General features: G+C 64.1%; 11 protein-coding genes. 8 read left to right on the forward strand and 3 right to left on the reverse strand.

Annotated features, from left to right (window positions below):
* The first annotated feature begins 16 nt into the window (after positions 1-16).
* Entirely contained in the window at positions 17-1,912 is a 1,896-nt protein-coding gene (locus B2Z70_RS13435) for a sensor histidine kinase (protein WP_292983903.1), read from the forward strand.
* The gene (locus B2Z70_RS13440) at positions 1,909-2,541 is read left to right on the forward strand and encodes a response regulator (RefSeq protein WP_009802589.1); all 633 of its coding nucleotides are present in this window, start codon (positions 1,909-1,911) and stop codon (positions 2,539-2,541) included. The genes B2Z70_RS13435 and B2Z70_RS13440 overlap by 4 nt, the downstream gene beginning before the upstream one ends.
* Before the next feature lie 5 nt (positions 2,542-2,546).
* Here the strand turns inward: B2Z70_RS13440 and B2Z70_RS13445 are convergent, their stop codons facing one another.
* Together B2Z70_RS13445 and trhO are read right to left on the reverse strand one after the other, a co-directional pair.
* Positions 2,547-3,191 (reverse strand): glutathione S-transferase, encoded by a 645-nt coding sequence (locus B2Z70_RS13445; RefSeq protein ID WP_292983904.1) that lies wholly within the window; start codon positions 3,189-3,191, stop codon positions 2,547-2,549.
* A complete protein-coding gene (gene trhO / locus B2Z70_RS13450; RefSeq protein WP_009802591.1) occupies positions 3,184-4,122 on the reverse strand; it encodes an oxygen-dependent tRNA uridine(34) hydroxylase TrhO in 939 nt (312 codons plus the stop codon). Before trhO ends, B2Z70_RS13445 begins: the two co-directional genes overlap by 8 nt.
* A 352-nt stretch (positions 4,123-4,474) precedes the next feature.
* Between trhO and B2Z70_RS13455 the strand changes: the two genes are divergently transcribed.
* From B2Z70_RS13455 to B2Z70_RS13465, 3 genes are all read left to right on the forward strand, one after another.
* Positions 4,475-7,093 (forward strand): TonB-dependent receptor, encoded by a 2,619-nt coding sequence (locus tag B2Z70_RS13455; RefSeq protein WP_009802592.1) that lies wholly within the window; start codon positions 4,475-4,477, stop codon positions 7,091-7,093.
* 96 nt (positions 7,094-7,189) lie between these two features.
* Positions 7,190-9,214, forward strand: a complete 2,025-nt coding sequence (locus B2Z70_RS13460) for a tetratricopeptide repeat-containing sulfotransferase family protein (protein WP_292983905.1) — start codon at positions 7,190-7,192, stop codon at positions 9,212-9,214.
* 15 nt (positions 9,215-9,229) lie between these two features.
* A complete protein-coding gene (locus B2Z70_RS13465) occupies positions 9,230-11,176 on the forward strand; it encodes a BCCT family transporter (protein ID WP_292983906.1) in 1,947 nt (648 codons plus the stop codon).
* Positions 11,177-11,198: 22 nt separating this feature from the next.
* Here the strand turns inward: B2Z70_RS13465 and B2Z70_RS13470 are convergent, their stop codons facing one another.
* Positions 11,199-11,780: a TetR/AcrR family transcriptional regulator gene (locus B2Z70_RS13470; protein ID WP_292983907.1), complete on the reverse strand. Its 582-nt coding sequence runs from the start codon at positions 11,778-11,780 to the stop codon at positions 11,199-11,201.
* A 129-nt stretch (positions 11,781-11,909) separates the two neighbouring features.
* Between B2Z70_RS13470 and B2Z70_RS13475 the strand changes: the two genes are divergently transcribed.
* The 3 genes from B2Z70_RS13475 to B2Z70_RS13485 are packed head-to-tail and all read left to right on the forward strand — an operon-like array spanning position 11,910 to position 17,794.
* Entirely contained in the window at positions 11,910-13,094 is a 1,185-nt protein-coding gene (locus B2Z70_RS13475; protein WP_009802596.1) for an efflux RND transporter periplasmic adaptor subunit, read from the forward strand.
* Positions 13,095-13,148: 54 nt separating this feature from the next.
* Positions 13,149-16,382 carry an efflux RND transporter permease subunit gene (locus B2Z70_RS13480; RefSeq protein ID WP_292983908.1) on the forward strand — a complete coding sequence of 1,078 codons (3,234 nt, stop codon included), beginning with the start codon at positions 13,149-13,151 and terminating at the stop codon, positions 16,380-16,382.
* Positions 16,379-17,794, forward strand: a complete 1,416-nt coding sequence (locus B2Z70_RS13485) for an efflux transporter outer membrane subunit (protein WP_292983909.1) — start codon at positions 16,379-16,381, stop codon at positions 17,792-17,794. The genes B2Z70_RS13480 and B2Z70_RS13485 overlap by 4 nt, the downstream gene beginning before the upstream one ends.
* The last annotated feature ends 43 nt before the right edge of the window (positions 17,795-17,837 follow it).

Below are 17,837 nucleotides of genomic sequence, written 5' to 3' on the forward strand. Positions count from 1 at the left end.
AAGGGGGCGAAGGGGCATGCAGCAGAACTTGAAGACGGAGGCGGTGCGTCTGGCCGCCACACCCTTCACGCGGTTGATCGTGTTGACGGCCCTGGGGCTGGCGGCCTTTGCCCTTCTGAGCCTTCTGTCCCTTCAGCCCCAGACCGGCTGGTCCTGGTCGCCTGCGGACTGGCGCAATCCCTTCACCATTGATCCGGGGATCTGGAGCTCCTTGCTGACGGGGCTGGTCGCCTATCTGCTGTCAGCCTGGGTGTGGGCGCTCAAGCCCGCAAGCCTGCCGGCCAGCCTGTTCGCCATCAGCGGTCTGGCCACTTTGGCCTTCTGTTTCTCCTCGTTCTCCTTCTCGATTGCCCTGCCTCTGACGGAAGACACGATCGCCTGGTTCTGGATCGTGAACATGCTGGGGGCGTCTTCGTTCGGGATCATCATGATCAGCCTGTTCCTGATTTACCCGACGCGGTTGCCTGGTTGGCGGATGCTGATGGCGCTCACCGGTCTGGGGTTCGGGCTGTGGACCCTGCTGCGCACATTCGGTCCCTGGCGCGAATTCGCCGAGGTGCAGCTGATCACCACGGTGGAGATGCTGGTGATTGTCGGCGTTGTGGCCTGGCAGATGTGGGCGAGCGCCCACGAACCCCGCGCCCGCGCGATTGCGGTCTGGCTGGGCGTGTCGGTGCTGTTGGGCGCGGGCGCCTTCATCGCAACCGTCGCTGCGCCCCTCAGTTTCGGCTTCCAGCCGCTGGTGCGGGAGAACTACGCCTTCGCCTTCTTCCTGGCGATCTATGTGGGTCTGGCGGTCGGGCTGATGCGCTTTCGCCTGTTTGACCTCGGCGCCTGGTCCTATCGCATCATCTTCTATTCTGCAGGGGTTCTGCTGATCTTCGCCTTGGATCTGGGCTTGATCACGCTTCTGTCCATCGGGCCGTCCCAGGCGCTTGGCGTGTCGCTGCTGGTGGCGGGCTTCGCCTATCTGCCCTTTCGCGAGCGCATCTGGCGACACTTCGCGATGAGCGCGCGCCCCGAGGATACGCCCTTGTTCAGTGGCGTGCTCGAAGCCGCCTTCAAGCCGTCGGCGGCGGAACGCTCCCAGGCGTGGACGGACTTGCTGAGAGCGCATTTCCGCCCGCTTTCGCTGGATCTCGACTCCCTTCCTGTAAGCGAGCCTCAAATCGAAGAGGAGGGGTTGGTGCTTCGTCTTCCCGCCAGTGACGATGCGCCAGTCCTCCGCCTTGCCTACAAGCAGGGCGGGCGCGCCCTGTTCAATTCGCGTGATGTTCTCTTGGCGAAGGAGCTGATCGCCCTGGCGCAAAAGGCGCGCGAGAACCGGTCGGCCTATGATCGGGGCGTCAGCGAGGAGCGGGTGAGGATCGCGCGCGACCTGCACGACAATATCGGCGCTCAGCTGATGCGCGCCCTGCACTCGGCAGCGACCGAGAAAAAGGATGCGATGATCCGCGATACGCTGTCGGATCTGCGCGACGTCATCAATCATGCGCATGGCGCGGAGTTGTCCCTGGATGAATTGCTGGCGGACTTGCGGGCTGAAACCTCTGACCGGCTTGAGGCTCATGGCGTCCGGCTTCACTGGACGCTGGAGGCCGCCGCGGGCCACAGGCTGATGCCGGGCCAGGTTCATGCGCTGCGATCTGTGGTGCGCGAAGCGGCGAGCAACACCATCAAGCATGCAGACGCCCGGATGCTGTCGATCAAGGTCAGGGCCCGGCAAGGACAAATCCGGATCGAGATCCGTGATGATGGCGTCGGGTTCGATCCGGCCCAAAGCTCGTCCGGTCAGGGCGTGTCGAACATGCGGGCGCGCATGGAGAGCGTGGGCGGCGCGTTCGATGTGGTCAGTCAGAAGGCCGGCGTCGCCCTGCACGCCAGCTTTCCCTGCCAGGGACTGTCATCATGAAGACGATCTTGCTGGTCGAGGACATCGCAGAAACCCGCGCCTGGCTGCGCGAAGCGGCCGAGCTGGCGTTTCCGGGCTGCCGGATTTCCGAAGCGACACGCGTGCGCGACGCCTTGGGTCTCATGCAGAGCCGGGCCTTCGACCTCGCCATTGTGGACCTGGGATTGCCGGACGGCGATGGCGGTCAGCTGATCCAGGCCATGAAGGACCACCATCCTGCCGCCACCATCGTTGTGGCGACGGTCATGGGCGATGACGCCTCGGTGATTGCGGCGCTTTCAAACGGCGCGGACGGTTATCTTCTGAAGGATGCGCGGCAGGACGTCTTTGTGCGGCAACTGACCGCCATTGATCAGGGCGAGCCTGCGCTCTCTCCCTCCATCGCCCGACGCATCATCGAGCATTTCCGGCGCACGGCGCTGGTGGAGACCGATGGCGGGGATCTGACCCCGCGTGAGCGGGATGTGCTCAGCCTGATCGGGCGCGGTCTGCGCAATGCCGAGGCCGCTTCGGCGCTGGGGTTGAGCGAGCACACCATCGCGGGCCACATCAAGTCGGTCTATTCAAAGCTCGGCATCTCCACCCGGGCCGAAGCGGCGCTTCTGGCGTCACGGCTGGGCCTGACCTGATGGCGTCAGTCCTGACGCCCGGCCGCTGACTCGAACAGGTCATGCTTCTGCATGATGCGCTTAAAGCGGTTCGAGTTCAGATGATCGTCAAGCCAGCGCTGAAGATTGGGCCAGGGCTGGGCGTCAAACCAGTCCCGATCGGTATTGGCGAACTGGCGCACGAACGGAAAGAGCGCAATATCGGCAAGGCAGGGCGCGTCGCCCAGAAGCTGGTCGGACTGACCAAGCCGGTCTTCAAGCGCATCCAGATGCCCGCTGGCGGCGGCCCGGTGCTCGCTCGCCACCGCGCCTTCATATCGGGTGTCGTACTTGTAGCGATCAAGATGATGCTTGAACGGGCCGTCATTGGCCGCGATCAGCGCCTCCATCTCCGACCGGTCGCCCGAAGGCGGGGTCAGCCAGTTTTCGGGGTCATTCTGCTCAAGCGCCCAGAGCATCACATCCAGGCTTTCCTCGATCACGCCTCCATCGGGCCGGACAATCACCGGCACCGTACCCTTGGGCGAGGCGGCCAGCATTTCGGCGGGCTTGTCCTTGAGGAGGATTTCGCGGTGCTCGACCGCGATGCCGGCGACATCCAGCGCCATCCGGCCGCGCATGGCATAAGGGCAGCGACGGAAGGAGTAGAGGATCGGGCGCGCGTCAGTCATCCGAAGCGGCCGAGGCGTCCAGCACAGCCCCTACATGTCGTTCGCCGCGGGCGGCGGCGCGGGCTTCCTGACGCTGGCGCTCGGCATAGCGCTGGCGTTGTTCCCCGGTGCGGGATTCATGGCAGTGCGGACAGCTGACGCCGGGGGAGAAGAACGCCGATTTGAGGTCTTCGGGGCCGAGCGGTTCGCGGCAGGCGTGACAGGTGGTGTAATCGCCTTCCTTCAGGCCATGGCCGACCGCCACACGCCGGTCAAAGACGAAGCACTCGCCTTCCCACAGGCTGTCCTCCTCGGGCACGGTCTCGAGGTATTTCAGGATGCCGCCCTTGAGGTGGTAGACCTCATCCAGCCCTTCAGCGAGGGCGAAGGCGGTGGATTTCTCGCAGCGAATGCCGCCCGTGCAATACATGGCGATGCGGGCGTTGGGCCGGGTCTGGCGGAACTTGCGGAACCAGTCGGGAAATTCGCGAAAGCTCGTGGTTTCAGGATCCACCGCGCCCTTGAACTGGCCAATGCGCACTTCATAGGCGTTGCGCGTGTCGATGGTGACCACGTCCGGCGCGCTGATCAGGTCGTTCCAGTCTTCAGGCTCCACATAGGAGCCTACGGCGCGGGTCGGGTCCACGCCTTCGACCCCCAGCGTCACGATCTCCTTTTTCAGCCGAACCTTCAGGCGCAGGAAGGGCTGCTCGCTGGCGACGGAATCCTTGTGTTCGATGTCGGCGCAGCCAGGCAGGGAGCGGATCACATTCAGGACCGCCTCGATGCCGTCCGGAGAGCCGGCAATCGTGCCGTTGATGCCTTCGCGGGCGAGCAGCAGCGTCCCCATCACGTCATGCGTGCGGCAGGCGCTCAGCAGATGGTCCTGCAGCGCCTTGTCGGCCTGCAGCGGGGTGAACTTGTAAAGGGCGGCGACGCGGAACTGGGTCATGGCGGTCTTATGCCAAAATCAGCAGCTCAGGGGTACTGGCGGATCGCAGGCTGCGTCAATCCTGCGCGCATTGCCTCCTGTGCCGAGCCTGTCGGGCGTTAAATTCGAACACGAACCAAGATTGTGGCGAAGGTGGAGGGGAAGACCTGCGTTCTGGAAACGGTTTCAGCCTGTTGTTTCAAAGCAACAACTTGATCCAACTTAATGTAAGATAACAGAAATATCGAACCGGTCTCGTACGTGGCCGGACTTTTGATGCACCGCAAAAGCTTTGTGGCGAAAGCTTGGCTGGTCAGGGGCGAATGGTTTGTTTACATCGGAATAATCATAATCAATCGGAGAGCGCTAAACGATGAGTCTCAAGAAACGAGTTCTCGCCAGCACCATGTTGTCCGCCGCCATGGGCGTCGTGATGGGCGGTGCGGCAGTCGCGCAGGTGGACCGCATTGTCGTCACCGCCACCAAGACCGAACAGGATTCCCAGGACATTCCGGTCGCCGTTTCCGCCATTGGCGAGAACGATCTGGAAGAGCTCGATGTGGATGTGTTTGCGGACTATCTGGTCCAGCTTCCCGGCGTCACCGCCGGCGGCAGCGGGCCGGGCCAGAACACCATCTACATCCGGGGCATCGCATCGACCACGCCGAACATGACGACGGCCGGCGTGGCGGGTCTTGCGCCGAACGTGGCGTTCTATCTGGATGAACAGCCGCTCGCCCAGCCGGGCCGGAACCTTGACGTCTACGCTGTTGACCTTGAGCGCGTGGAAGTGCTGCCCGGACCGCAGGGCACGCTGTTCGGCGCCTCCTCACAGGCCGGCACAGTGCGCATGATCACCAACAAGCCGGCCATCGGCCTTTATGAAGCGGCCGCCAATTTCGGCGTCTCCTTCACCGAGGGCGGCGAAGCCAGCTACAAGACCGACGCCATGGTCAACCTGCCGGTCAGCGACAATTTCGCGCTGCGCCTGGTGGGCTTCTGGGATCAGCAGGGCGGTTATATCGATAACGTCCAGGGCACGGTGAACACGTCGGAGTCCGCACGCTTCCGCCCCGCGGGCACCGTGCGCGCAAACGGCGTTCCGGTGAGCGCGCGTCGCGCCGGTTTCCAGGCCGGCTCCGACCTGTCGGGCGTGACCTTCATCGATGCCGACAATTCCGCCCTGGTCGAGGATGACTTCAACGACACCACGTATTCCGGGTTCCGGATTTCGGGTCGTTACGAGTTCAATCCTGACTGGCGCCTGACCGTGTCGGCGATGAGCCAGCAGCTCGATTCCGATGGCGTCTTCTTCCAGGACCCAGAGCTCGACGACTATGAAGTCTCGCGGTATTCCGACGAAACCCTGCAGGACGACTTCGTCAACGCCGCCTGGACGCTGGAAGGCCGCGTCGCCATGCTGGACGTGGTCTACACCGGCGCGTTCACCGATCGCGACACTGATCAGATCATCGACTACACCGAGTACATGTTCGTGGGGCAGTACTTCCCGTACTATACCTGCGAAGGCTCCGTGACCTATCCAGGCGCGGCTGCGCCGTCGGGCACCTGTTACAGCCCGCAATCGCTGGTGGATTCCACGACCAACACCCAGGTCGAAAGCCACGAGCTGCGCTTCAACACCCCGCAATCGGAACGCCTTCGCGTGACGGCCGGTGGCTTCTATTCCAGCACGGAAGTCGAAGAGCGCAACGATTTCACCTATTTCGGCATGATCCAGGCGGATCCGTTCGGGCCGTTTGCGCCGAACTTCCCGTTCACCACGGGCTTCACCTCTGATCCGGGGCCGTTCCCGGAAGGCGTGATCTTCCGCAATGACGTGCGCCGCACCGACGAACAGCTCGGCGTGTTCGGCGAGGTGAGCTATGATCTTGTGCCGGGCGTGTTCTCCGTGACGGCGGGTGCGCGCTACTACGACATCGAGGTCGATCTGGCCGGCAGCGCCAACGCCTCGTTCTGTAACTCTGGCGGGACCGATGCGAACGCGTTCGGCACCGACATCTCCGACCTTTACAACGGCGATGGCCAGTACACCTTCCGGGGCACCTGCGACACCAGCCGCCACATCACCTATAACGACACCCAGTCCATCGCCGACATCATGGCGATCGACCCGGCGCTCAGCATGTCGCAAGCCCAGCAGATCTTTAACGCCACGCGGGCGCCGGATGTGGCCGCGACCGATGGCGCGATCTACAAGCTGACGGGCACCTGGACGCCTGCGGCGGGCGTGCTTCTGTACGCCACCTATTCGGAAGGCTTCCGTCCGGGTCTGCTGAACCGTCCGGGCGGTGCGCCGGGACCGAATGGCTACACCGTGCCGTTCGCGATCGATTCCGACGAACTCACCAACTATGAGCTCGGCTGGAAGCTGGATCTGTTCGGCGATCAGCTGCGCTTCAACGGCAACGCGTTCTTCGTGGAGATCGAGGACCTGCAGACCACGATCTTCGATCCGTCGATCGTGAACCTGTTCTTCTCCGATAACGCCGCGGACGCCGAAATCATGGGCGTCGAGGGCGATGTCACCTGGGCGCCGGCGGATGTGCCGGGTCTGACGGTGTCGGGCGCCTTCTCGGTGCTGGACAGCGAGATCACCGAGGTGCTGACCCCGACCGATGACGTCGTCGAGGGCGAGGAGCTGGCCTATGCGCCCAGCCTGCAGCTCAATGCGCGTGCGCGCTATGAGTGGCAGCTGGAGAACAGCTGGACCGCCCACGTTCAGGGCCAGGTGATCTATTCCAGCGACAGCCGCTCCGACATCATCGAGATCAACGCGATTGATGTGGACAGCTACGCCACGCTGGGTCTGCGCACCGGCCTGACGTCCGATAACTGGACCGCGGAAATCTTCGTGGACAATGTCACGGATGAGAACGCCGAGCTGGCCAACAATTTCGTCAACGATCGCGAGCGCGTCACCGTGATGCGTCCGCGGACCTACGGAATTCGCTTCGGCATTTCCTACTAGGACGAAAACACCCGGCCTGACGATCAGGCCGGGTGTTCTCACGATGTCGGCGCTCCATTTCCCATGGGGCGCCGGTTCGTGTTTTATGGAGATGTGATGTCCGCTGACGAAACCCAGACCCAGGCCCTCCGCGAGGCGGAGACGCATATGCGCAAGGGCGCCTTCGAGGCGGCCTTGCAGGTTCTGGAGCCGGTCCTGAGCGATGCGCCCGACCATGTGGACGCGCTCTACATGCGGGCGGTCTGTCAGCGTTATCTCAAACAGGGGCATGACGCCCGCGCGACTCTCGATCATTTACTGCGCGTCGCGCCCGAATTCGGCCGCGGGCTGCAGGAAGACGGACATCTGTTCCGTGATCAGGGCGATCGCGATCGTGCTCTGGGCAGTTACCGCGCTGCGGTGCGCGCCAATCCGGCGCTTCACGCCGCCTGGTCCGCCCAGGCGCAGATTCTGGCTGAGCAGGGCCGTGCGGATGAAGCCCGGCTGGCGCAGGCCCAGGCCGATCAGATCAAGGCGCTGCCGCCCGCGCTGCAGGCGGCCATGCATCATCTTCATGAGAACCGGCTTCTGAAGGCGGAAAACCTGTGCCGGTCCTGGCTGACCCAGAACCCGAAGGACGTCGCCGGCATGCGGCTTCTGGCCGAGATCGGCTCGCGGCTGGGCGTTCTGGAAGATGCGGAGTTTCTGCTTGAAAGCGCTGTGACCTTCGAGCCGGGCAACGCCGATCTGCGGGTGGACTATATCCGCATCCTCAGAAAGCGTCAGAAGTTCGGCAAGGCGCTCGAGGAAGCCCAGACCCTCTATGATCGCGACCCGGACAATCCGGTCTTCATTTCCCAGCTCGCCATCGAGCGAATGCAGACCGGCGACTATGCACGCGCCGTCGAGCTGTTCGACCGGGTGCTGGAACGCGCGCCGGGCGATCCGGCGACCCTGACTTCACGCGGGCATGCGCTGAAGACCTGGGGGCGGTCGGAGGAGGCCATTGCTTCCTACCAGGCGGCTTGCCAGAGCGACCCCGCCCATGGCGACGCCTGGTACGGGCTTGCAAATCTGAAGACCTATCGCTTCGACGCGGACGAGCGCGCCATTATGCAGGCCGAGGACTCGCGTCCCGGACAGCCGCTTCAGACCCGGATCAATCTCAATTTCGCGCTGGGCAAGGCGTTCGAGGACGAGGGTGATTTCGCTTCCGCCTTCGAGCGCTATCGCGAGGGCAATGCGCTGAAGACCCGCCAGACCCGCTACACGACCGATCAAATCGAGCGCGAGTTCGAGGCGCAAAAGAAATACTGCACGCCGGACCTGTTTTCGCCGTCCGCTCCCAGCGGCGACCCGTCCCCGGACCCCATCTTCATCGTCGGATTGCCGCGGGCGGGCTCGACGCTGCTGGAGCAGATCCTCGCCTCCCACTCCCAGGTGGACGGCACGCTGGAATTGCCCAACATCATCTCGATCAGCCATGCCTTGCGCGGACGCCAGCGCGCCAGCGACAAGACCCGCTATCCGCGCATCCTGTCAGAATTGGATTCAGAGGCGCTTGAAAAGCTGGGACGACGCTATCTGGAAGAAACGGCGATCCATCGCAAGGGCGCACCCTTCTTCACCGACAAGATGCCGAACAATTTCCGCCATATCGGTCTGATCAAGGCGATCCTGCCCAATGCGAAGATCATCGATGCGCGCCGCCATCCCATGGCGTGCTGCGTGTCGGGCTTCAAGCAGCTCTTCGCCGAAGGGCAGGAATTCACCTACGGACTCGAGGAGATCGGCGCCTATTACCGCGGCTATGTGGAGCTGATGGATCATTGGGACCAGGTCATGCCCGGTCAGATCCTGCGCGTGATCCACGAGGATGTGGTGAACGATCTCGAGGCGCAGGTCCGGCGCATCCTCGACTATTGCGGCCTGGAGTTCGAGCCGGGCTGCGTGGCGTTTCACAAGACCAAACGCGAAGTGCGCACCGCCAGCTCCGAACAGGTGCGCCAGCCGATCAACACGAAAGGCCTCGAGCAATGGAAGGCGTATGACGCCTGGCTCGATCCGCTCAGAGACGCGCTGGGCCCGGTGCTCGACGACTGGCGTCGGGACACGCCGCTGCAAATCGCCGCCTGCTCATAACGAGAGGACCACCCCATGAAGAAGTTTGAACCCGCCGTATTCATACCGGCCGCAATCCTCATATTCGCCGGGGTGGGCTATGCGGTTCTGGCGGGGGATCAGGCTGAAACCCTGTTCGTGCATCTTCGCATGATGATCACAGAGAAGGCCGGCTGGGTCTATTCGGTGGGCGTGGGCGTCTTCCTGGTGGCTTCGGTGTTCGTCGCCCTGTCGGATTGGGGGCAGATCAAGCTCGGGCCGGATGATTCCGAACCCGAGTACGGCTTCCTGGGGTGGTTCGCCATGCTGTTCTCGGCGGGCATGGGCATTGGTCTGATGTTCTTTGCGGTCGCCGAGCCTCTGACCCACTATATCGCGGCGCCGCTGGGCGATCCCGAGACCGTCGAGGCGGCCGAGCAGGCCATGGTGCTGACCTTCTTTCACTGGGGCATTCACGCCTGGGCGGTCTACGCGATCGTGGGGCTGAGCCTGGCCTATTTCGCCTTCCGCCATAACCTGCCGCTGACCATCCGCTCGGCGCTCTATCCGCTGATCGGGGACCGGATCTATGGCCCGATCGGTCATGCGGTGGATGTGGTCGCCATCCTGGGCACGCTGTTTGGCGTAGCCACCTCGCTCGGCTATGGCGTCAACCAGATCAATGCGGGGCTGAACACGCTGTTCGACGTGCCGATCTCGCCTGTCGTGCAGGTGGTGCTGATCGGCCTGATCACGGCGCTTGCGACCACCTCGGTCCTGGCGGGGCTGGACGCCGGCATCAAGCGTTTGAGCGAGTGGAATCTCTTCCTGGCCATCGCCCTGATGCTGTTTGTCTTCATCGCCGGGCCGACGCTGTTCCTGATTGGCGCCTATGTGCAGAACATTGGCGACTATATCGACCAGCTGGCGGTTCTGACCTTCAATGTGGACGCTTATGGCGATGGCGTCTGGGTCAATGACTGGACCCTGTTCTACTGGGGCTGGTGGATTTCCTGGTCGCCGTTCGTGGGCATGTTCATCGCCCGAATCTCGCGCGGCCGGACAATCCGCGAGTTCATCTTCGGCGTCCTGTTCGGACCGACCCTGTTCACCTTCCTGTGGATGACGATCTACGGCAATTCCGCCCTGCTGCAGGCGGTGAACGGCATGGCCGACCCGATCCTGCAGCTGGTCAGGGACGGGGATACGCCGCTGGTGCTGTTCGCCTTCCTGGACACCCTGCCATTCAGCGCCATCACCTCGGTGCTGGCGATCATCCTGGTGACGACCTTCTTCGTCACCTCGTCGGATTCAGGCTCGCTGGTGAAAGCCACGCTGGCGTCGGGCGGCTCGCTGACCACGCCGCTCTGGCAGCGTTTCTTCTGGGCGGTGCTTGAAGGCGTTGTCGCAGCCGTTCTGTTGCTGACGGGCGGTCTCGCCGCGCTGCAATCGGCGACTATCGCCGCCGCCCTGCCGTTCACGCTGGTTATCTTCCTGGCGTTTGTCGGCCTGATGCGGGCCTGGTCCATGGAAACCGCACGCCGGGCCGGCGCCAAGTCGGCGCCGCAACTTCCGGTCGAGGGCGCCGCCGTGCCGTGGCGGACGCGGCTCAAGCTGATGTTCTCCACGCCCAAGCCCGAGGATGTGCGCGCATGGATGAAAGACGCCGTCGACGCCGCCTTCCGCGAGATCGTGCCCGAACTGGAGAAGCAGGGTCTGAGTTCGCGCGTGGAGACCGATGAGGAGCAGGACCGGATCTGGCTCACCATTGAACATGGCGAGCAGCCTGACTTCGTCTATGGCATCGAGCTCAAGAGCTATGAGGACACGGCCGTGCCCGGCTCGAGCGTCAGCCAGCAGAATTCACGCGGCGAGGTGTTCCTGGCCGAGGGCGGCCAGCACTATTGCATCTACGGGTATTCCAAGACGCAGGTGATCCGTGACGTCATCCGTCATTACGAGCGTCACCGTCAGTGGATCCACCATCTGGTGAATGTGAACTAACCGGCGGACGGGAGAGCCGCCGCTAGTCGCCCGGCTGCGGGAAGGGCGCAAGCGCGTCTTCCAGAATGGTCCGGATGCGGTCCTTGAGCATGGCGGCCTCGTGCTCGGGCACGCCATACGGGCCCATGATCGTGCGGCTGATGGCGAGGCCCATCAGAACGCTGCCGAACAGGCGCGCCCTGAGATCGCATTGCTCGCCTTCGAGCAGCGCGGCGACGGGCTTGTGAAAGCGTGTCTCGATGGAGTCGCGCACCGCGCAGGCCGCGTTGCTGGAGCTGGCGGAGTTCAGCATGATCAGCAGATCCACGAGCTTGTCGTCATCCTGCGGCCCATCGGTAAGCATCTCCGCGGCGAGCGCAGCCATGCCGCTGCGGCCTTCCAGGAGGAATTCGGGATGATTGCGACCGTTTTCGAGCGCTTCCAGAAACAGGCCTTCCTTGGAGCCGAAATAGCGCCCGATCAGAGCGGAATCCACGCCGGCCTCTGAGGCGATGTCGCGAATGCCGACATTGTCATAGGTGTCGTGGGCAAAGAGTCGCCGCGCCGCGTCCAGGATCTTGGCTTCCGTCGCGTTACGATTCTTGGTGATGGGACCGCAGTTCAAATTCCGACCTTTCTGAGAACAGTTCTCATGTCTTCAGCTGTTGACATTTTGTGTGCGCTGCACAATATGTCATCAATCGATGACAAAATCAAAAGACGTTTAGACGCACTCAACGGAAGGTCCTCCCCCATGTCATTTCGTTTTGGCCTCCCCGGCGCCGCGATTGCGGCGCTTGTCCTCGTTTCAGGCTGCGGACAGGCGCCCGCCGAAGAGAACAACGCGCCGCCGGCGCCCGTGGTTCAGACCGCCCAGCCTCTCAGCCTCGAAGTGGCGGACTGGGATGAATTCACCGGCCGGTTTGAGTCGCCTCAACAGGTGACCATACGGGCACGGGTGAGCGGCTATCTGCAAGAGGTGCATGTCGAGGATGGCGCTCTGGTGGAAGCCGGCGACCTTCTCTTCACGCTGGATCAGCGTCCCTATCAGGCGACGGCCAACGCCGCGCGCGGCCGGGCGCAACAGGCGCGGGCGACGCGTGACCAGGCGCAGGCCGATCTCAACCGCGCCCAGCAATTGCGTGAAGCGGACGCCATTTCCGAGGAAGAACTCGAACAGGCCCGCACCGCCTCCGCCACCGCGCAGGCCGCCTATGCGGCCGCCCAGGCCGATGCGCAATCAGCAGCCCTCGAGCTTGAATACACTGAAATCCGCTCGCCCATCGCCGGACGTCTCTCACAGCGCATGGTGGATCCGGGCGACCTTGTCTCGGCTGCGGGCGAACCCATGATCACGGTCGTTCAGACCGACCCGCTGCAGTTTCCCTTCTACGCCTCGGAAAGCATCTTCCTGCGCTATCAGCGCGAGGAAGGCGCGGGCCTGGGCGCGCCGGTCCAGGTGCGTCTGCAGGACGAGACCGAGTTCACCCATGACGGCGTGCTGAACTTCATCGACAACGCGGTCGAGGCCGGTACGGGCTCGATCCTGATGCGGGCCGAGTTCAACAATGAGGACGGCCTGATCCGACCGGGCATGCTGGGCACGATCCGGGTCCGCGGTTCGGCGCCCTATCAGGCGCTGCTCGTGCCCAAGACGGTCATCTTCTCCGACGCCACCCGGCGCTATGTCTTCGTGCTGGGCGAGGGCGATCTCGCCACGGTCCAGCCGGTGACCCTTGGCCCGGCCGTGGACAATCTTCAGGTGGTGCATGGCCTGTCGGCGGATTCGCCGGTGCTGGTCAGCGGACTTCAGAACCTGCGTCCGGGAACCCAGGTCCAGGTGCGGCCCGGCGGTGAAATCGTTCACCAGCCTGCGGATGCGCAATCGGGCTCAAATCTACAAACCCGGCCGGCGGGCAGTGCGCGCATCGCGCAATAACGCGCGCACCCCGTTTCGCCTGTCCCCCCTTTTTAAAGTCTGGAAAGACCGCACATGCGCCTTTCACATTTCTTCATTGAGCGGCCGATCTTCTCAGCTGTGATCGCGGTGTTCATCACCCTGATCGGCCTGTTCGCCTATCCGTCGCTGCCCCTGTCGCAGTATCCCGAAATTGCGCCGCCCACCATCGAGGTGCAGGCCAGCTATCCCGGCGCGACCGCCGAGGATCTCGCCGAGCAGGTCGCCGCTCCGCTGGAGCAGGAGATCAACGGCGTCGAGGACATGCTCTACATGACCTCGTCCGCCACCGCCTCGGGCCAGGTGGCGCTGACCGTGACCTTCCAGCCCGGCACCGATCTCGATACGGCCCAGGTGCTGGTCCAGAACCGGGTCAACCGCGCCGAACCGCGCCTGCCCGAACAGGTCCGCCTGCGCGGCGTGCAGGTGAACCAGCAATCGCAGGGCTTCTTGCTGATCGCGGCGCTGATTTCGCCCGACGAGTCCCTCGACAAGACCTTCCTTGGAAATTACGCCAACACGACGCTGCGCGATCGCCTGCTGCGCCTTGAGGGCATCTCCAACGTCCAGATCTTTGGCGGCGGGAACTACGCCATGCGGGTCTGGATCGACCCCGAGCGCGCAGCGGCTCATGACATGACCGCCGGCGATGTGGTGGCCGCGCTTCAGGCGCAGAACATCCAGGCGGCGGGCGGATCGCTGGGCCAGCCCCCGTTTGACGAGAACAATCCGGCCGAGTTTCAGCAGGCGATCTCCGTTCAGGGCCGCCTGATGAGCACCGAGGAGTTCGGCAATGTTATCGTCAAGCGCGGCGAGAACGGCCAGCTGACCCATCTGCGGGAAGTGGCGCGGATCGAACTCGCTGAGGAAGACTATTCCATCAAGGGCTATTTCGGCGGTGATCCCGGCGTGGCCATGGCCATCATCCAGCAGCCGGGCGCGAACGCGCTCGACGCCGCCAATGCAGCGCTGGAAGCGCTGGACGAAGCCTCCGCCGACTTCCCCGAAGGCATGGAATACTTCATCCCCTACAACCCGACCGAGTTTGTCCAGGCGTCGGTGTCGGCGGTGCAGCGCACCCTGATCGAAGCCGTGTTCCTGGTCGTTCTGGTCATCGTGATCTTCCTGCAGAACTGGCGCGCGGCCGTGATCCCCATCGTGGCGATCCCGGTGTCGATCATCGGCGTGTTCGCCGTGCAGCTGGCGCTGGGCTTCTCGATCAACTCGCTGTCCCTGTTCGCCCTTGTGCTGGCGGTGGGCATCGTGGTCGATGACGCCATCATCGTGGTGGAGAACGTCGAGCGCCTGATGCGCGAGGGGATGTCGCCCCGAAAGGCGGCTCACCAGTCGATGAAGGAGGTCAGCGGCGCGCTGATCGCCATGACGCTGGTGCTGGTGTCGGTGTTCGTGCCGACGGCGCTGGTGCCGGGCATTCCGGGCATCTTCTATCGGCAGTTCGCGGTGGCGGTCGCCACATCGGCAGTGATCTCGCTGATCATCTCGCTCACCCTGTCGCCGGCGCTCTCCGCCCTCATCCTCAAGCCTCACAAGGAAGAGGATCATGGTCCGGGCTGGCTGGCGCCTCTGCGCTTCGCCGCCAACAAGTTCAATGCCGGGTTCGACTGGCTGTCGGACCGCTATGGTCGCCTGACCGGGCGTCTGGTGCGCCTCGTGACGATCATGCTGATCGCCTATGCCGGCCTGCTGGCGATGACGGGCTGGCGTCTGATGGAAACCCCGACCGGCTTTATCCCGGAGCAGGACCAGGGCTTCCTCATCGGCGTCATCCAGTTGCCGCCCGGCGCGTCTCTGGACCGTACCGACCGCGTGATGCAGGCGGCTCAGGAGGTGCTTCTGAGCACGGACGGGGTGAGCACGACCGCGGCTATTGTGGGCCTCGACGGCGCCAGCTTCTCCGCTGCGTCCAATGCGGGCACCATCTTCATTCGTCTCGATGATTTCGCCGAGCGCGAACACCATCCGGGCATGTCGGCAGTGCAGCTCAGCCAGCAGCTGACGGGCACGATCAACATGGCGATCCCCGAAGGCGGCGCCTTCATCATCGCGCCTCCGGCGGTCCAGGGGCTGGGCAATGGCGGCGGCTTCAAGATGATGATCCAGGCCCGCGAAGGGCAAAGCTATGCCGAGCTCCAGAACTCTGTCTTCGCCATGATGGGCGCGGCGCAGGAGAACCCGAACGTCACCCAGGTCTACTCCACCTTCAACACCAACGCCCCGCGCATTGATGTGAATGTGGATCGCGAGCTGGCCTTCCAGCTCGGCGTGCAGCCGGCGGATGTCTATGAAACCCTGGGCGCTTACATGGGCTCCACCTATGTGAACGACTTCAACTTCGTGGGTCGGACCTTCCGGGTGCTGGCCCAGGCTGACGCCGAGTTCCGCAATGATGTCTCTGACCTCGCCCAGCTACGGGTCCGGTCGGCCTCGGGCGGCATGGTGCCGATTTCCGCGATCGCCCAGATCCAGGAAAATTCCGGGCCCGTACGCGTGGTGCGTCACAACCTGTTCCCGTCCATCGAACTGCAGGGTCAGGCCGCGCCGGGCGTGTCCACCGGCCAGGCGCTGGCCTCCATGGAGGCGCTGGCCGATCAGATCCTGCCGGACGGGGTCAGCTATGAATGGACCGAGCTCGCCTATCAGCAAAAGGCGGCCGGCAATTCGGGCCTGATGATCTTCGGCCTCGCCGTGGTCTTCGTCTTCCTGGTGCTCGCGGCCCAGTATGAAGCCTTCACCCTGCCCTGGGCGGTGATCTTCATCGTGCCGATGTGCGTGCTGGCGGCGATGATCGGGGTCAATCTGGCCGGGTCGGACAACAACATCCTGACCCAGGTCGGCCTTGTGGTGCTGATTGCGCTGGCGGCGAAGAACGCCATCCTGCTGGTCGAGTTCGCCAAGCAGGCCGAAGACCGCGATCACAATGGCCCGCAGGAGGCGGCGGTCGCCGGCGCGCGCGTGCGCTTGCGTCCGATCCTGATGACCTCCTTCGCCTTCATCTTCGGCGTGACGCCCCTGGCGTTCTCGCACGGGGCCGGCGCGGAAATGCGTGAGGCGCTGGGCATCGCGGTGTTCTCGGGCATGATCGGGGTGACCGTGTTCGGCCTCCTGTTCACGCCGGTCTTCTATGTGGTCGGGCGCTGGCTTTCGGGGCTGATGCCCCAGGGGCCGAGCGGCTCGACCGATCCCGATTACTGGCTGACTGACGATGATCCGGGCGCCGAGCGCGCCGATCAGGAAGGAGGTCGCGCATGACCTTGAAATCCCTGACCCTCATGATGGCGAGCACGTTGGTCCTGACCGCCTGCGCCACAACTGAACGGCCTGATGTCTCCGATTCCACTCTGACCGGACGTCTGGAGGGCCCGCTGGTCTCGACCGCTGACGCTGCGCCCTTCACGACGGCGCAGCCGGATGCCCGGTGGTGGCGGCTCTATGACAGCCCCGAGCTGGACGGGCTGATCACGGACGCGCTCGAGAACAACAATTCTCTGGCCCAGGCCGCCGCCTCTCTGGAGCAGGTTCGCGCCAGCCTGGGCGAAGCCCGCTCCGCACGCCTGCCCTCCACCGAGCTGTCCGCGCAGGGCGGCTATGTGGAGCAACCGCTCTCCCAGGGCGGCTATGACGGTGAACAGTATGACGCCGGCTTCTCCACCAGCTGGCAGGTTGATCTGTTCGGCCGGGTGAGAAACGCCATCCGCGCGGCGCGTCAGGATGTGGTCGCTGCCGAAGCGGCCCATGACGCCGCCGCCATCCTGGTGGCCGGCGAGACCGCCCGCGCCTGGGCGGATTATTGCGCCGGAACGCGGCTTGTCAGCGTGGGCGAGAACAATGTCGCCCTCGCGGAGCAATCGCTGGATCTGACCGAGCGTCTTTATGATGCGGGTCGTGGATTGCGGCTGGATGTGGTGCAGGCGCAAAGCCGTCTGGAAACCAGTCGCGCCGAACTGCCCTCCCTGCGCGCCTCACGCGACGCCGCCGTCTTCCGCCTCGCGACCCTGACCGGGCGCACCCCGGCGGAAATGCGCGCGGTGATCCCCGCCTGCGAGGTTGCGCCGCGTCTGGAAGGCGCGATTGCGGTGGGGGATGTGGCGAGCCTTCTGGCGCGTCGTCCGGATGTGCGCGAAGCCGAAGCCCGTCTCGCCGCAGCCTCTGCGCGCGTGGGCGTCTCTGTCGCCCAGCTCTATCCGTCGGTGACGCTGGGCGGCTCCATCACCTCCACCGCCTTTGATCTGGGCGATGTGGGCGATGAGGACAGCCTGTCGGTCTCCCTCGGCCCGCTCATCTCCTGGAGCTTCCCGAACCAGACGGCGGCGCGGGCGCGCCTGCGCCAGGCTGAAGCGGGAGCGCAGATCGCGCTTGCCGGCTTTGACCAGACGGTGCTGGAGGCGCTGCAGGAAACCGAAACCGCATTGACCGTCTTTGCGGCGGAGCGCCAGCGCCGGGCGTCGCTGGAAGTGGCGCGGGACGCCGCGGCGGAAGCCGCGCGCCTCGCCCGTATCCGCTATCAGGCCGGATCGGAAAGCTATATCGCGGTGCTCGATGCAGAGCGCACCCTCGCCAATGCGGAAACGGCGCTTGCCAGTTCCGATGCGGCGGCGGCGAGTTCCGAAGTGGACGTTTTCATGGCCCTGGGCGGTCGCTGGACTGATACCGGCGACGAATAGGCTCTTGGTTCATGAAACGTGTTGAAGGCCGCGCTGGATGTCC

Source organism: Oceanicaulis sp. UBA6590, from assembly GCF_002433705.1.
GTDB lineage: Bacteria > Pseudomonadota > Alphaproteobacteria > Caulobacterales > Maricaulaceae > Oceanicaulis.

What these genes read in the sequence shown, in the direction of transcription:
- B2Z70_RS13455 (WP_009802592.1), top strand. Translation starts at nt 4,475, where the DNA reads ATGAGTCTCAAGAAACGAGTTCTCGCCAGCACCATGTTGTCCGCCGCC.
- B2Z70_RS13435 (WP_292983903.1), top strand. Translation starts at nt 17, where the DNA reads ATGCAGCAGAACTTGAAGACGGAGGCGGTGCGTCTGGCCGCCACACCC.
- B2Z70_RS13445 (WP_292983904.1), bottom strand. Translation starts at nt 3,191, where the DNA reads ATGACTGACGCGCGCCCGATCCTCTACTCCTTCCGTCGCTGCCCTTAT.
- B2Z70_RS13480 (WP_292983908.1), top strand. Translation starts at nt 13,149, where the DNA reads ATGCGCCTTTCACATTTCTTCATTGAGCGGCCGATCTTCTCAGCTGTG.
- B2Z70_RS13465 (WP_292983906.1), top strand. Translation starts at nt 9,230, where the DNA reads ATGAAGAAGTTTGAACCCGCCGTATTCATACCGGCCGCAATCCTCATA.
- B2Z70_RS13440 (WP_009802589.1), top strand. Translation starts at nt 1,909, where the DNA reads ATGAAGACGATCTTGCTGGTCGAGGACATCGCAGAAACCCGCGCCTGG.
- B2Z70_RS13460 (WP_292983905.1), top strand. Translation starts at nt 7,190, where the DNA reads ATGTCCGCTGACGAAACCCAGACCCAGGCCCTCCGCGAGGCGGAGACG.
- B2Z70_RS13475 (WP_009802596.1), top strand. Translation starts at nt 11,910, where the DNA reads ATGTCATTTCGTTTTGGCCTCCCCGGCGCCGCGATTGCGGCGCTTGTC.
- trhO (WP_009802591.1), bottom strand. Translation starts at nt 4,122, where the DNA reads ATGACCCAGTTCCGCGTCGCCGCCCTTTACAAGTTCACCCCGCTGCAG.
- B2Z70_RS13485 (WP_292983909.1), top strand. Translation starts at nt 16,379, where the DNA reads ATGACCTTGAAATCCCTGACCCTCATGATGGCGAGCACGTTGGTCCTG.